Source organism: Aquimarina sp. BL5, assembly GCF_003443675.1.
Taxonomy (GTDB): Bacteria; Bacteroidota; Bacteroidia; order Flavobacteriales; family Flavobacteriaceae; genus Aquimarina.
Genome location: NZ_CP031963.1, coordinates 4,384,248 through 4,398,472, shown reverse-complemented (window position 1 = coordinate 4,398,472; position 14,225 = coordinate 4,384,248). Strand labels below are relative to the sequence as shown.

Annotated in this window: 17 protein-coding genes and 1 pseudogene; 1 reads left to right on the top strand and 17 read right to left on the bottom strand. The window is 33.9% G+C overall.

Annotated elements, in window-relative coordinates:
* Nucleotides 1-8: 8 nt before the first annotated feature.
* The 16 genes and pseudogenes from D1818_RS18210 to D1818_RS18135 form a co-directional block, all read right to left on the bottom strand.
* Nucleotides 9-809 (bottom strand): hypothetical protein, encoded by an 801-nt coding sequence (locus D1818_RS18210; RefSeq protein WP_118460471.1) that lies wholly within the window; start codon nt 807-809, stop codon nt 9-11.
* 12 nt (nt 810-821) lie between these two features.
* Entirely contained in the window at nt 822-1,862 is a 1,041-nt protein-coding gene (locus D1818_RS18205) for a hypothetical protein (protein ID WP_118460469.1), read from the bottom strand.
* A 2-nt stretch (nt 1,863-1,864) separates the two neighbouring features.
* Nucleotides 1,865-3,079, bottom strand: a complete 1,215-nt coding sequence (pcaF, locus tag D1818_RS18200; protein ID WP_118460467.1) for a 3-oxoadipyl-CoA thiolase — start codon at nt 3,077-3,079, stop codon at nt 1,865-1,867.
* Nucleotides 3,080-3,085: 6 nt separating this feature from the next.
* Entirely contained in the window at nt 3,086-3,646 is a 561-nt protein-coding gene (locus tag D1818_RS18195) for a hypothetical protein (RefSeq protein ID WP_118460465.1), read from the bottom strand.
* 34 nt (nt 3,647-3,680) lie between these two features.
* Nucleotides 3,681-4,100 (bottom strand): PaaI family thioesterase, encoded by a 420-nt coding sequence (locus tag D1818_RS18190; protein WP_118460463.1) that lies wholly within the window; start codon nt 4,098-4,100, stop codon nt 3,681-3,683.
* 56 nt (nt 4,101-4,156) lie between these two features.
* Nucleotides 4,157-4,426, bottom strand: a pseudogene (locus D1818_RS18185) (four helix bundle protein).
* A 90-nt stretch (nt 4,427-4,516) separates the two neighbouring features.
* Nucleotides 4,517-5,725: a 3-hydroxyacyl-CoA dehydrogenase NAD-binding domain-containing protein gene (locus D1818_RS18180; RefSeq protein ID WP_118460461.1), complete on the bottom strand. Its 1,209-nt coding sequence runs from the start codon at nt 5,723-5,725 to the stop codon at nt 4,517-4,519.
* 3 nt (nt 5,726-5,728) lie between these two features.
* Entirely contained in the window at nt 5,729-6,508 is a 780-nt protein-coding gene (locus tag D1818_RS18175) for an enoyl-CoA hydratase-related protein (RefSeq protein WP_118460459.1), read from the bottom strand.
* Nucleotides 6,509-6,575: 67 nt separating this feature from the next.
* Nucleotides 6,576-6,959, bottom strand: a complete 384-nt coding sequence (locus D1818_RS18170; RefSeq protein WP_118463912.1) for a VOC family protein — start codon at nt 6,957-6,959, stop codon at nt 6,576-6,578.
* 1 nt (nt 6,960) lies between these two features.
* The gene (gene paaD / locus D1818_RS18165; RefSeq protein ID WP_118460457.1) at nt 6,961-7,464 is read right to left on the bottom strand and encodes a 1,2-phenylacetyl-CoA epoxidase subunit PaaD; all 504 of its coding nucleotides are present in this window, start codon (nt 7,462-7,464) and stop codon (nt 6,961-6,963) included.
* Between the two features lie 62 nt (nt 7,465-7,526).
* Nucleotides 7,527-8,282 (bottom strand): 1,2-phenylacetyl-CoA epoxidase subunit PaaC, encoded by a 756-nt coding sequence (paaC, locus tag D1818_RS18160; protein WP_118460455.1) that lies wholly within the window; start codon nt 8,280-8,282, stop codon nt 7,527-7,529.
* Between the two features lie 43 nt (nt 8,283-8,325).
* Nucleotides 8,326-8,676, bottom strand: a complete 351-nt coding sequence (locus D1818_RS18155) for a four helix bundle protein (RefSeq protein WP_118460452.1) — start codon at nt 8,674-8,676, stop codon at nt 8,326-8,328.
* A 47-nt stretch (nt 8,677-8,723) separates the two neighbouring features.
* Nucleotides 8,724-9,008 (bottom strand): 1,2-phenylacetyl-CoA epoxidase subunit PaaB, encoded by a 285-nt coding sequence (paaB, locus tag D1818_RS18150; RefSeq protein WP_118460450.1) that lies wholly within the window; start codon nt 9,006-9,008, stop codon nt 8,724-8,726.
* A 56-nt stretch (nt 9,009-9,064) separates the two neighbouring features.
* On the bottom strand, nt 9,065-10,021 hold the full coding sequence (gene paaA, locus D1818_RS18145) for a 1,2-phenylacetyl-CoA epoxidase subunit PaaA (protein WP_118460448.1): 957 nt from the start codon (nt 10,019-10,021) through the stop codon (nt 9,065-9,067).
* A gap of 80 nt (nt 10,022-10,101) precedes the next feature.
* A complete protein-coding gene (paaE, locus tag D1818_RS18140) occupies nt 10,102-11,175 on the bottom strand; it encodes a 1,2-phenylacetyl-CoA epoxidase subunit PaaE (protein WP_118460446.1) in 1,074 nt (357 codons plus the stop codon).
* A gap of 78 nt (nt 11,176-11,253) precedes the next feature.
* Nucleotides 11,254-11,823 (bottom strand): TetR/AcrR family transcriptional regulator, encoded by a 570-nt coding sequence (locus tag D1818_RS18135; protein WP_118460444.1) that lies wholly within the window; start codon nt 11,821-11,823, stop codon nt 11,254-11,256.
* A gap of 143 nt (nt 11,824-11,966) precedes the next feature.
* Between D1818_RS18135 and D1818_RS18130 the strand changes: the two genes are divergently transcribed.
* Nucleotides 11,967-12,395 (top strand): META domain-containing protein, encoded by a 429-nt coding sequence (locus D1818_RS18130; RefSeq protein ID WP_118460442.1) that lies wholly within the window; start codon nt 11,967-11,969, stop codon nt 12,393-12,395.
* A 72-nt stretch (nt 12,396-12,467) separates the two neighbouring features.
* On the opposite strand, the gene D1818_RS18125 is transcribed toward D1818_RS18130, so the two are convergent.
* A complete protein-coding gene (locus D1818_RS18125; RefSeq protein WP_118460439.1) occupies nt 12,468-14,144 on the bottom strand; it encodes a T9SS type A sorting domain-containing protein in 1,677 nt (558 codons plus the stop codon).
* Nucleotides 14,145-14,225: the final 81 nt, after the last annotated feature.

Here is a 14,225-nt window from a genome sequence, read left to right as displayed (position 1 = left end):
TTGTGTAGTTATTGATCTTCTTTATAGTACTGCTCTATCTCTAATAATATATTATAGACTTCTTCTTTATTGTTTTCTAATTCTCTTCGATACCAAAATGTTTTGTCCCATATCTCATAATGGGTATGTGTTTCATCTGCCTTCGACAACAACTCATCAAAATAAGATTCTTGATCTTCTATACCATTAATGAAATCATAAGACTCCAATAATTCTGTTACTTGTTTTTTAAAAACTTTTTGATAGAAACTTTTAGGAATATAATCGAGAAACTCTGTTTTGTGTTTTTCAAAAGCATTTCTAAGATGGATAGGGTTTCTAAGGGTATCCATCTGCTTTTTGATAACAGTTCTCATAATTCCTTCTGGAGTATCTAAGTTCTGATATACGATAAGAATATTTACAAAATTATGTAATGAAAAATCACTTGTATCAATTTTAGTTCTATCGTGGAACAATTCATACCCTAAAATGCTCTTGTAAAAAGTCATTTCTCCACGTGATTTGTATAACTCCACCAGGCTTTGAGGAGCACCTGTTTCCTGAAATCTGGGTCCATTTCTTTTTTCGATTTCTAATGCTCTATATAAATCCCAATCTTCGATATCGGTAAAGTAATGAGCAATAGTTTCGGAGTAATTCTTCTCGTTATCTTTTGCTTCCTGTAATGCTGCACTATAGTCGTACAACTCATCCATTGATTCTTTTGAAGCACCTTTCTCCACCATATGAACATTATAATAAAAATAGGCTCCTAACGCGATAAGAATTGTATTAATTATTCCGAAAATCCAATATAGTTTTTTCATGGTTTTTTCCTTTTATTGAATCTCTTTCAAAATTTTTAATACAACTTCTAAATTTCCTTCTGTATATCTTCGATCCCAAAATCCAAATAATTCCATTTTACGATCTACATCTTCTACATAATAATGTTTAACTGTATCTATTTTGCTTAAATTAATATCTTCCAAAATTAAATTTACTTCATCGACAAACTCCTGATCATCATAGTTATATTCTTTAAATAGAGATTTATATGGTGTTTTAAGAACACCTTGATTATAAATCACTAATAAATCTTCTATTCTTTGTTTAATTGTTTCATCATATTTCATATGTACAGATGGCATAAACTCTATTACCCTATCTTTATGAGCTTCCCAAAAATTCTCAATAAAACCAGTTGAACGAATTTCTTGAGATAAGTAATTAACTAAGCTTTTTGTAATCACTTCTTCTTGTATATAGGCTTCTGTAGAAATACCCTCTGGTTTAAAAAAATTGTTTTTGAATTCCATTAAATCATAATCTTCACCTGAGTCCTCTCCTTCATAGACTGAGTAACCGTAAATATTATAAAGAATCACCCAAAACGGAATTGGTGGAGGAAGACCATCTGATAATTTTTCTTTGGAAATATTAAAAAAATACTCTGAATTATAATCCATATCATAATTATACAATTCTTCTTCAATTTCATCTTTAAACGTATAATCTTCGAACAATTCTGATCTGGTTCTATATTGATTTAATGTATAACTGCTTGTGTTTTCCAGATATTTATAATGGTTTTTGATATCTACTATCAGCTCTTTTTCTGCACTTCCTTTTTGGAAATCTTCCAATTTTTGTTTTGCAACTAATATTTGTTTTTTAGCATCTTCCTCACTCAAAACCTCTTCTTCTGAGTAGTCTTCATATAGCTTCCAAGTAATCGCAGATACTACGTACGTGCCTAGTACCATTAAAATAACTAATAATACATTACGTATGGATTTAGCATTGGGATTTTTGCTATGGTTAAAAATAACCACAGCAATAATTAATGTAAAGACAAAAACTAAAAAAGGTATACTCATTATTATTTTAGATTTGTATTCTCTATAACAGCAGCATATCCCTGTCCAACACCAACGCACATGGTAATTAACGCATATCTTTTGTTTTGTTCTTGTAATTCCAGAGCTGCCGAGTACGCAATTCTTGTTCCTGTTACACCTAACGGATGTCCAATTGCGATAGATCCGCCATTAGGATTAATTCTAGGATCATCATCTTTTAATCCCCATTCTCTTATGCATGCTAGTGCTTGTGAAGCAAAGGCTTCATTCAATTCAATCACATCAATATCGTCCATAGTGATTCCTGCCTTTTCTAATGCTTTATTAGATGCCTGAACAGGACCAATACCCATAATCCTGGGCTCTACTCCAACTACTGCCGAACTTACAATTCTTGCAATTGGTTTTAGATTATATTTTTTCACCGCATCCTCTGAAGCTATTATGGTAGCTGCCGCTCCGTCATTTAAACCTGATGAATTCCCAGCGGTAACACTGCCATCTTTTTTAAATGCTGGACGCAGCTTTGCCAGTACTTCTTTACTAGTAGTTGGTTTTATAAATTCATCCTGCGAGAATTTAATTGGATCTTTCTTTCTTTGTGGAATTTCGACCGTGGTAATTTCTTTTGCTAATCTTCCGGATTCTTGCGCTTCGGTAGCTTTCATCTGACTCCTGTATGCAAAAGCATCTTGATCTTCTCGAGAAATATTATATTTCTCTACCAAATTCTCTGCGGTATTTCCCATCCCATCTGTACCATACAACTCGTGCATCTTATTGTTTACAAATCTCCATCCAAAACTTGAATCATACATTTTAGCATCATTTCCGAATGCTGAAGATGGTTTTGCTATAACGTATGGTCCACGTGTCATGTTTTCAACTCCTCCAGAAATAAAAAGATCACCATCGCCTGCTTTTATTGCTCTATTTGCGTGTATGATCGCTGAGAGTCCAGAACTGCATAAACGATTTACGGTCTCTCCTGGTACTGTAAATGGAAGTCCTGCTAATAAAGAGCACATTCTAGCTACATTACGATTGTCTTCTCCTGCTTGATTTGCACATCCCATAATCACATCATCATAGGCTTCTTTTGGAATATTAACGTTTTTTTCTATCAATTCTTTAATTACCAAAGCTCCCAAATCATCTGTTCTAACAGCAGATAATGTTCCCTTATAACTTCCTATAGGAGTTCGAACTCCATCTATTATATATGCTTCTTTCATGTAATATTAGTTTTTCAGTTTTGCCGTCACAACAGATTGTTCTATAAGCGGCAAGTATTTAGATTCTTCTTTTTCCAAAAAATAAGATGATATTACGATTGTTTTTTCTCCTGTAGGGAAGGCATGCATCATCAATATTGTTTTATTTCCAGCTTCATTCACAGTAGCTAATTTTTCTACCAAAACTTTTTTCCCTTTAAGTTCTATTTCTTCCAATTTTAAAGTTGTTCTTCCGTCTTGATTTTTTGGTTTTTCTTGAGCTTGTTTTTTAAATGATTCATACGAATCAGAGGCTAACATTTTCATAATTCCAGCCGTTCTTTCTTCATTTTCTTTATTAATAGCATTATCCACTGTAAAAACAGTTTCGTCAACCTCCATCTTAATATTATCATTAAACACTTCATTAAGTCCTGTTTCCAATTCTTCTAGAGTAAAGTCAATTTCCTCTTTGACGGTCTCCAGTTTTATCGATTCAGTACCTGAAAGGGTTTCTGTTTTTGACCTTGGTTCTTTTCTACAGGAAATAATTGATAAAAACAATATTGTTACTAAAAAGGCTTTCATTGGTTTGTGTTAGTTAGTTATATTAAAAATATTATTACCAATCTTTATTGGTTCTGTATACTACTCCTTTAAAAAGTGCTACAATCTGTTCTCCTCTTTTAACCTCAACGATATTAAAACCAATCTTGGTTTTTGCTATATCGGTCACCGCTTCTGCGGTCAGATAATCTCCTTCTTCTAATGCTTCGATGTGATTGATAGAAGTTTCTATGGAAACTGCATATTTACCGTGAGTATTTGCGGAAAAACCAAAAGCCGTATCTGCCAAACTGTAAGAAATTCCTCCATGAGCTTTACCCATGCTATTCAACATCTCTTTTCTAACTGTCATTCCTACCTTGCACCTTCCTTTTTCGACATGTAAAACCTTTATCCCTAACCATTGACTAAAAGCGTCTTGGTTTAGCATCTTGACGGGTATGAAGTGTGAGGGAGTAGGTGTGAGGTTTTTCATGTTTTACTATTTCTTACTTTTTATTCTGTCTGAAATTCTATTTCGTAATGTTGTTATCATTTTTGAAAGCTCTGTAAGTTTTCTTCATCTTCTTCTAAAGTTATGTATCTTCTCATTTTAGCTTTAGAACTGCAGGAAACACATTCATGAGCGCTATGCCAAGCATTTCCCAAATAATTATAAAACTGAGGATCAGTTCCTCCAGATCCTTCAGCTATATTGAGAGCTATAGAATCTGCGGCTCTCCTAAACTAAGAACTTAACTCAAATCGTTCCTCTTTTGGAAACTTTTTCGTTAATGTATTCACAATTTCTCCAAACTCCATTGCCTTGTCATAAACTGTTAAATTCTCGAATTTAAAATTATATTTAGAATCCATATTTAACTATTGTTTCTCATTCCTCACACCTTACCCCTACAAGAAAAACTTTTTGTTTTCCTGCTCCATTCTTCTTAATAATGGACTACAGCGATATCTATCCTCTCGATATTCATTGTATAGTTTATCTAATTTATTAACACACCAATCGATTCCTTTTTTGTCTGCCCAAGACAGCAAACCTTTGGGGTAATTAACTCCTTTAGTCATCGCATTATCAACATCTTCTGCCGAAGCAACATTCCAAAATAAAGCATCTGCTGCTTCGTTAATTAACATCACTAACACACGATTAAAAATATATTGAGAAAGCTCTTCTTTAGATAACTTCTCGGATCCACTCATTCTTCGACTGCGCTCAGGATTCGTTTCTATATTCTGAGATATTATTTTACCTTGTTCATCATACTTATAATATCCTTTCCCTGATTTTCTTCCTAGGTATCCTGCTTCCGACAACCTTTTTTGTGTAAATGATGGTTTGTATCTAGGATCGTAATAAAAGGCTTCAAAAACTGTTTCAGTTACCGTATAATTCACATCATTCCCTATGAAGTCCATCAGTTCAAAAGGTCCCATCCTAAACCCTCCTAATTCCTTCAGACTAGAATCAATTGTAGTTAAGTCAGCTAATCCTTCTTCGTATATACGTAGTGATTCTCCATAAAACGGTCTTGCAACTCGATTAACTATAAAACCAGGAGTATCTTTTGCAATAGCCACCACTTTTTTCCAGTCCTGAATGATATCAGTCACCTTATTTATAATAGCATTAGATGTTTGTACAGCTGGTATAACCTCTACTAACTTCATTAATGGAGCTGGATTAAAAAAATGAATTCCTATGCAACGTTCTGGTTTTTTTAAAGAAGATGCGATTGAAGCAATAGACAGTGAAGATGTATTAGATGCTATAATAGTATCTTCAGAAACATACGTTTCTAATTCTGAAAATACTTTCTTTTTAATTTCTAAATTTTCAATAATCGCCTCAATAGTAAGGTTGGTATCTTTTAGATCTTCTAGCGTATTTACATAAGAGATATTGGTTTGAATTCGATTCTTTTCTACCTCATCTATTCTTTCTTTTTCTATTAAACGAGAAAGAATTTTTTCCAGAGATTTTTTACTTCTATCGAGGGCTTCTTGTTTTGTGTCAAAAACTTTTACCTTACAACCAGCAGTAGCCGCTACCTGTGCAATACCGCTGCCCATTGTCCCTGATCCTATTACGCCTACAATCATAACTTAATTTCCTTTAAAAACAGGTTTTCTTTTTTCTATAAAAGCATTTACACCTTCTGCATAATCATTACTCTCTGCTGCTTCTATCTGCAAATTGGATTCCATTACCAACTGTTGATCAAGAGTATTGACCACCGATTGGTTTAGTAATCTCTTAGTCAACCCTAAAGCTTTTGTTGGCATTTGAGCAACCTTGAATGCTAACTTCATTACTTCCTCTTCAAATGTTTCGACAGGAAATACTTTGTATAGCATTCCTAATTCTTCTGCTTCTTTTGCATTTATCTTATCTCCTAACATCATTAAGGCAGATGCTTTTTGAAAACCAATCAATCTTGGCAGAAAAAAAGTCCCTGCACTATCAGGAATCAATCCGATTTTACTAAATGCTTGTATGAAGCTAGCTGCTTCTGTAGCTACCACTATATCGCAAGCTAATGCAATATTTGCTCCAGCACCAGCGGCCACTCCGTTTATCGCAGCAATTATTGGCTTCTCTATATTCCGTATTCTTTTTACTATAGGATTATAATGTTCCTCTAGTATTTTTCTAAAACCAGGGTTTAATTCAGGAGAAGTAACTTCCTTAAGGTCTTGTCCAGCACAAAAAGCTTTGCCAGTACCTGTGAGAATTATCGCCCTAACCTCGTCGTTGGTTTCGCAAGTGTCTAAAGTATCCTGTAATCTTAATGCCATTTCTCTGTTAAAACTATTAAAAGTTTCAGGACGGTTTAAGGTTACTTTGGCAATTCCGTTTTGTATTTCTAATTCTATTGAGTTCATAGGTCCTCACCCCAACCCTCTCCTACTTCGACTGCGCTCAGCACAAGCTAGGAGAAGGAGTCTTAGGTTATTTTTTTAAATCTGTTAAACTTTCTATTTTAAAATGTGGATTATAAATTATCCCAATAATATTATTCCATGGATCTTTTACAGAAGTTACCATTAATTCACCTCCAACATTGGTAGGTTTCTCGTGCTCCACAGCTCCTAATTTGATCAGTTTTTCATAGGTTTCATTAATATCCTCTACCCCCCAATAGGATAAGACGCTATCCGTTTTTTCCTTTGCAACATTCTCTTCAGGTAAAAGTCCAAGTTCATATCCGCCAATATTGAAACCGACATAAAATGGTTCATCAAAATATTGTTTTGTATCAAAAGCCTTTGTATACCATTCTTTGGCTTTTTCTATATCACCGACTTTATATATGGTTGTCCTTAATCCTAACATATCATTTAAGGCATTTGAAATAATCAAAAGGTTCTAGACAATCTTCACATTGAAATAAAGCTTTGCAAGCTGTAGAACCAAACTGGCTTATCATCTTTGTGTTCCTAGATCCACATTGAGGACATTTTACAACTTTCTTATTTCCAAGCAAAGCTTCTTTATCAGCTATCTCTTCTAGAGGAGCAGCAATACCATATTCTTCTAATGCTTTTCTGCCTCTAGGCGTAATCCAATCAGTAGTCCAGGCAGGAGATAAAACTAACGTGACTACGGCTTGCATATTTTCTTCTCGAAAAGCTTTTACAATATCATCTCCAATGACATCCATAGCAGGACATCCGCTATATGTTGGTGTTATTGTAATCTTGACAACATCATTAACCATTTGAGCAGATCGTACGACTCCCATATCCATAATAGACAATACCGGAATTTCCGGATCACTAACCTTCTCGAGAATCGCGAATAATTTAGGATCTATATGTTGCTCTAACTCAATTGTCATATTTTTAAAAAGTTCTTCTGAAATAATCTTTCTACCGACTGAAGGTGATTATATAGTATTTGTTACCACTTCATATTTGGATAAGTTCTTTGCATATATTGTAAATCTGAAAGCAGGTATCCCATATGTTCACTATGTACTCCTTCTTTTCCTCCTTTTCTAAACCACTTAAGTTCAGGAGCTATCAAAGTAGCTTCTTCCAAAACTTCTGTAACAATTTGGTAATACTTTTCTTTCAAGAGACTAACATCCACTCCAGATCCTAACTCAACAACAGTTTTATCGTCCTCTGTTAGTTGGAATAACTCATCTGTAAATTTCCAAAGATCATTTACTGCTTCCTGAACTTTTTGACGACTTACTTCTGTGCCATCACCCAATCTTTTAATCCAATCAGAAGAAAAACGCTGATGATAACTTACTTCTTTAATTGCTTTTTTTGCTATCGCCGAAAGCGTTATATCTTTACTGTTTTGTAACTCCTGCAATAATAGTAAGTGGAATACATCATAAAAAAACTGACGCGTAATCACATATCCAAAATGATTATTTGGTTGTTCTACAAGCAATACATTTTTATATTGTCTTTCAGTTCGTAGAAATGCAATATCATCTTCCGTAACATTTTCTCCGGTTAATTGAGCTGCATATTGATAGTAACTGCGTGTTTGCCCTAATAGATCTAACGCCATATTAGTACAAGCAATATCAGTTTCTAAATTTGGCCCATGACCACATAACTCAGAAAGACGCTGTCCTAATATTAAAGCATTGTCAGCAATCCCGTAGATATATTGTATTAGATTTTCTTTTTTCATATAATGAACTTGAAAACGAAAGTAAAATCGAAATCGAAAACTTTCAATTAATATTTTTAATCCTTGTAACTATTATCCTGATCAATTGATCATTTTCATCTTTTAATGACCCGAGATCATTTTCAGTTATCAACTTTGCTTTTGTTTGAATATTAAGGTTTCGCAATGACTCCCGTAATTCCTTCAAACAAATTCTTAACTTATTAATTTTATCTTTGTCTGTTCCTGCCCCTAAAGCTTCGCCATAATTTAATGCTGAAGAACAAGAAGATCTTATCAATTGCTTTGCTAAGTATTCTCCTGCAAACGAAAGTGACTTTTTATCAAATAATAAGATAATTCTAGCGGCAAAATCTTCTAATCTTTCACTTAAGTCAAACTTACTGTGATTCATACTTCATATTCAATTTCACTTTCAACTTCAATTTTTAATTTTTAAAATCACATATGTTTTACCTCATCTGGTAAGGTATAAAAAGTAGGATGCCTGTACACTTTATCTTGAGCAGGTTCAAATAACTCTCCATTATTTTCCGGATTGGAAGCGGTGACATTCTTAGATTCTACAACCCAAATACTAACCCCCTCGCTTCTGCGAGTATATACATCTCTTGCATTCTCCAAAGCCATTTCTGCATCGGCAGCACGTATACTTCCGAAGTGGCGATGTTCTAGTCCATTTTTACTTCTAACGAAGACTTCCCAAAGTGGCCAGTTTTTTTTCATATCTTAATATATCCTCATAATTGACTTTTTTCAGAAAGAGAAACTGAGGAACTTTTTTAAATTGCTTTCTTTATTTTATTATCCTGTTGTTTATCCGCATATGCCATTGCCGCATCACGCACCCATTCACCTTCGTTCCAAGCATTTACTCTTGCAGATAATCTTTCTTTATTACAAGGCCCGTGACCTTTTACAACCTGCCAGAATTCATCCCAGTCAATTTCACCAAAATCATAATGCTTTGTTTCTTCATTCCATTTTAAATCAGCATCTGGAACGGTTAACCCAATAAGATCAGCTTGTGGAACTGTTTGGTCTATAAATTGTTGACGAAGTTCATCATTAGTCTTACGTTTCAGTTTCCATTTCATTGATTGTTCTGTATGCACGGATTCTGCATCTGTAGGCCCTAACATCATTAAAGATGGCCACCACCAGCGATTTAACGCATCTTGTGCCATTTCTTTTTGTTCAGGAGTTCCTTTGGCCAATGTCATCATAATTTCATATCCCTGACGTTGATGGAAACTCTCTTCTTTACAAACACGAATCATAGCTCTTGCGTATGGACCATAGGAAGTACTGCACAGAGGTACTTGATTAATAATCGCTGCTCCATCAACCAGCCAACCAATAGCACCGATATCTGCCCAGGTTAACGTAGGATAATTAAAAATACTGGAGTATTTTGCTTTTCCGGTATGTAATTGTTCGTATAATTCTTCTCTGGAAATACCCAAAGTCTCGCAAGCACTATATAGATATAATCCATGTCCGGCCTCATCTTGAACCTTAGCTAACAAAGCTACCTTACGCCTTAAAGATGGTGCTCTGGATATCCAGTTACCTTCTGGTAACATACCGACAATTTCAGAATGCGCATGCTGTGATATCTGCCTGATATGCGTCTTTCGATACTTCTCAGGCATCCAATCTTTTGGTTCAATTTTTTCGTCTCTGGCAATTCTTTGCTCAAAGATTTCCTCTAAATTCTTGACTTCTTTTTCACTCATAACAACAATTTTTATTATGATTTAGATCCAGCCTACACTTCTACAGACTTAGTATCACATGCTGGAATAATAAATAAAATTTAAACATCAAAATCTACTACTACTTTTTCTGTAGTCGGCACTGCTTGACAAGATAATATTAAGCCCTTTGCCACTTCATCTTCTTCCAGCGCATAATTTATTTTCATCTCTACTTCTCCTTCTATCAATTTACACTTACAAGTACTACAAACGCCTCCTTTACACGCAAAAGGAAGATCAGCTCCTGCTGCCAATGCGCCATCTAAGATATTGTCGTATTCATCATCCATCCCGAAATGAAATTCTTTACCACCATCAATGATAGTAACTTCTGTTCCATCAAACTTATGCTCTACAGCTGTGGTGGCTCTTTTCTTATCTTCTTCAGTAGCTCCAGAGAAGAACAGTTCATAATGAATTTTATCCTTTGACAATCCAGCTTCCACTAGCTCATCCCTTATTAAAAATATCATTTCTTCTGGGCCACAGATAAAACATTCGTCAATATCAGAAGCATCAATAATTTTATCGGTAAGCTCTTTTAACTTTTCCGAAGTAAATCTTCCATTAAGTAACGGAATATCACGATGCTCCTTAGTTAAAAAATAAAATATTTCGAATCTTCCAAAATATGTATTTCTCAGGGCCTCAATCTCTTCTTTAAAGATAATAGATTTAACGGTGCGATTCAAGTAAAACAGCTTGAAAGTACTATTAGGCTCTAATGCAAGATGTGTTTTTATTATTGAAAGAATTGGTGTAATCCCACTTCCTGCAGCAAAGACAATATAATTCTTAGCTTTAATTACATCTACTTCAGTAAAAAAACTTCCGTTAGGTGGTAAAACTTCTAATTCATCTCCAGCTTTTAATACATTACAAGCATAGTTAGAAAACAATCCTCCATCTATTCTTTTTACAGCCACTTTCCATTGATTATCGATCGGACTAGAGCATAAAGAATAGTTACGTCTTACTTCTTCTCCCTGCAATATTGTTTTTAATGTTAAATATTGACCTTGCTTATATTCAAATTTCTCTTTTAAACTTTGAGGTATATCAAAGGTTATTGAAGTACAATCCTTAGTTTCCTTAAGAATTTCGGCTACTTTTATGGTATGGAAATCACTCATGCAATGTTAAACTATATCGTTATAGTTTAACAAAACTAACGATTGTTAGTTTCATACACAATTAATTAATTGTTAATTTTAAACCACTCCTTGTAGTAGTACGGATATCATATCTTTTTTAAGAATGCTGGCATCAATATTTTTTTGTTTTGGATACCATAAATAGAGCGTTCTGAGTGTAGATAATGTAGAAAATACTATAATTTCTATATTATTGGGTTTAATCTCATTCATATCTACTCCCTTTTTAACAATTTGCCTGAAATTATCCTCATAATCTTGACGCATTTTCTCAAAATACAACAGGTTATCCTCTTCCAGATGCATCCAATCGTTATTAAGCGAAGCCAAACCATCTGCATTTCGTAAGGTCACATCAATATGTAGGCTTATAATATTCTCTAATTTTTCAATTGAACTTCTATCAGAATTTACTATTTGATTCATTCCATTAGTAAACTCTTCTGCAAGCTCAATAATAATCGTGGATAAAATCTCTTGTTTGGATTGGATATGATTATACAAACTTGCTGCTTTTATCCCCATAGCTGTGGCCAAATCCCTCATCGTAACCGCACTATATCCTTTTTCCTTGAAAAGAATCGCCGCAGCATTTACTATTTCTTGCTTTCTACTTTCTTGTTTCATAGGCAAATGGGCTTGAGTTTTGATAAAAAAAATAATTTCTAATTAATCTATCGCAACCGAGATTAAAGACTAAAATATAATAAATTTGTTATATTAGAAATAATATACATCGCTTTGATGTTTTACACAAAATCCAAATCATTATGAAATACTTAGGTTTACTTTTAATTTCTCTCACTTTATTCTGTAATTGCAATAGCACAAATACAGCTACTTCTAAAAACACTGAAACTAAAAATCAATCTGAACCAGAAGGCAAATATTTAGTTACTTCACTCTATGGGAAAGATGTTTCTGAACATAAGCTTACTTTAGAGTTTGACAAAGCAAATAAAAAACTTTCAGGTTTTTCTGGATGCAACATTTATTACTGCGACTACACAGTAACAGATTCATCTCTTTCTATAGGAGCTCCAGGAGCTTCTAAAAGATATTGCGAACAAACCATGAAATTAGAAAAAGAATTTTTTAAGGCACTATCTGAATTAAAAACTAAAAATTTAAAAGAACCTACTTTGACTTTCAAAAATGAAAATCAAAATGAAATCCTTGTAGCAAAAAAATCAGAGTAAAAAAACAAGTAATAAAAAAGGTTTTGCGAATAGGATTCGCAAAACCTTTTTATTTATACTATAAGGTAATTTCTATTTGTTAATTACTATCTTCTTCGTAACATTTACATTAGTAGCTGCATCCGTAATAGAAATAAAATACACCCCACTAACATTGGCAGACATATCTACTATTGCATTTTTATTTATCATCTCGCCTGTCCCTACTAACTGACCGGATAGACTGAATAAATTATAGGTCAATCTACTTTCTGAGTCATTAGAAACGTTAAATACTCCATTAGACGGATTTGGGTAGAGCGCAATATTACTATTTAATTTATTTTCTTCAACACTTAAAACAGCGCCAAAAGAAATAGAATTAAGTGTAGTAACTCCTGTATTATCTGGATCTAACCAATTAGAAAGCCTAGTATTATTAGTAGTACCAAAATTCCACGAGAGATCAAATCTACCATACCAATCTTCTGTATCATTATCATTAGTAAATGAACACGCCGCGAATCCGCCAGCTAACTGACCTATGATTCTACCATTCGGATCAAATAGAGCAGAACCCGACGAACCACCTTCTGTAACTCCTAGCTCCCATCCTTGATTCGAACCTCCACCAATTATTCTCCATAATTCTGTAGTTGCATTACCGTTAAAATTACGAATAAAATATTCTGGAGCATCATTATCTCTACACACTTTCATGATATCTCCGGCAGGATGGTGAATACCTACAGTATAAGAAGGAATGTCTCCAGTTCTATCCCAACCAGCAAATTCTAAATCCCAGGAATTGTTCAAACCCCCATCTAACCTCAATAACTTAAAATCCGTTTCAGAATTTGCAGCTAATCTTGTTGCACCACTTGTTGTCTGATTTACAGCAGCATCGGTACTATTAGCAGTTGTAGCACAAGAAGGATTTGGACTTATCCAATTAAATCGAAACGCCCAAGTTGCTTCTGTTCCATCATCATCACAGTGATTCGCTGTTAAAAAGAAAGGAGCACCATCGTTATTTACATTATTAATCAAGTTACCCGAGCAAACAAATCCATTCATAATTATGAACGCTACAGAATGCTTTAATCTATCTTTTATAGCGTCAAAATCATTTCCAATAGCACAGTCTACATCCTGATTACAATCACCTGAATCGTTTAATGCCTTTTCCTGAACCTCCGCATCTGTAATAGATCTATATCCATGTACTACTCGCCCTAAATTTAATTTACCTTGTCCTATAACATTTTCCGGTTCTCTATATTCCATCCATATTTTATCTCCTGCTACCATCCAAGTTCCCAGCATTTCATCAGGACGATTAAAAACGTTAGTGTATGCTCCCAACAAATCAGTTTTATCATCATTATAAAAATAAATAGTAGCACCAGTTGGCACTTGATATTTATTAAAAATAAAATTCAATGTCTTTGCTCCTTCTGAATAAATTGCAACTCTATATACGTGATCTCCATTTGGTAGCACATCCAGTGTCCCTTCTTTTTTGATATCAATATCTACTTTAAACTCATGCCCAAATCTATAAGGTTTAGATTTATCTAAGTCATTTACTACATCTTCAGCCTTAATTTTCTCCAAATCCAATGCAGGCATACGGATTTCAGAAAGACTTTTTTTCATAATGCCACCAAAATTTTCATTAAAACTAGCTGGCTTTCCTTCGTTTGTAACTTGACCACTAGCAATTATACAAAAAAGCAATGCTGCGGTACATAAAATAATTTTTTTCATAATATTTGTGTGATGTATTAAGTTAGTCTAATTTTTTATTCATTATGTATTTAGGACGATAAAAATTGCTTAGCCCTCTTA

Coding starts and splice junctions, on each gene's coding strand:
- D1818_RS18210 (WP_118460471.1), bottom strand. CDS start 809: ATGAAAAAACTATATTGGATTTTCGGAATAATTAATACAATTCTTATC.
- D1818_RS18205 (WP_118460469.1), bottom strand. CDS start 1,862: ATGAGTATACCTTTTTTAGTTTTTGTCTTTACATTAATTATTGCTGTG.
- pcaF (WP_118460467.1), bottom strand. CDS start 3,079: ATGAAAGAAGCATATATAATAGATGGAGTTCGAACTCCTATAGGAAGT.
- D1818_RS18195 (WP_118460465.1), bottom strand. CDS start 3,646: ATGAAAGCCTTTTTAGTAACAATATTGTTTTTATCAATTATTTCCTGT.
- D1818_RS18190 (WP_118460463.1), bottom strand. CDS start 4,100: ATGAAAAACCTCACACCTACTCCCTCACACTTCATACCCGTCAAGATG.
- D1818_RS18180 (WP_118460461.1), bottom strand. CDS start 5,725: ATGATTGTAGGCGTAATAGGATCAGGGACAATGGGCAGCGGTATTGCA.
- D1818_RS18175 (WP_118460459.1), bottom strand. CDS start 6,508: ATGAACTCAATAGAATTAGAAATACAAAACGGAATTGCCAAAGTAACC.
- D1818_RS18170 (WP_118463912.1), bottom strand. CDS start 6,959: ATGTTAGGATTAAGGACAACCATATATAAAGTCGGTGATATAGAAAAA.
- paaD (WP_118460457.1), bottom strand. CDS start 7,464: ATGACAATTGAGTTAGAGCAACATATAGATCCTAAATTATTCGCGATT.
- paaC (WP_118460455.1), bottom strand. CDS start 8,282: ATGAAAAAAGAAAATCTAATACAATATATCTACGGGATTGCTGACAAT.
- D1818_RS18155 (WP_118460452.1), bottom strand. CDS start 8,676: ATGAATCACAGTAAGTTTGACTTAAGTGAAAGATTAGAAGATTTTGCC.
- paaB (WP_118460450.1), bottom strand. CDS start 9,008: ATGAAAAAAAACTGGCCACTTTGGGAAGTCTTCGTTAGAAGTAAAAAT.
- paaA (WP_118460448.1), bottom strand. CDS start 10,021: ATGAGTGAAAAAGAAGTCAAGAATTTAGAGGAAATCTTTGAGCAAAGA.
- paaE (WP_118460446.1), bottom strand. CDS start 11,175: ATGAGTGATTTCCATACCATAAAAGTAGCCGAAATTCTTAAGGAAACT.
- D1818_RS18135 (WP_118460444.1), bottom strand. CDS start 11,823: ATGAAACAAGAAAGTAGAAAGCAAGAAATAGTAAATGCTGCGGCGATT.
- D1818_RS18130 (WP_118460442.1), top strand. CDS start 11,967: ATGAAATACTTAGGTTTACTTTTAATTTCTCTCACTTTATTCTGTAAT.
- D1818_RS18125 (WP_118460439.1), bottom strand. CDS start 14,144: ATGAAAAAAATTATTTTATGTACCGCAGCATTGCTTTTTTGTATAATT.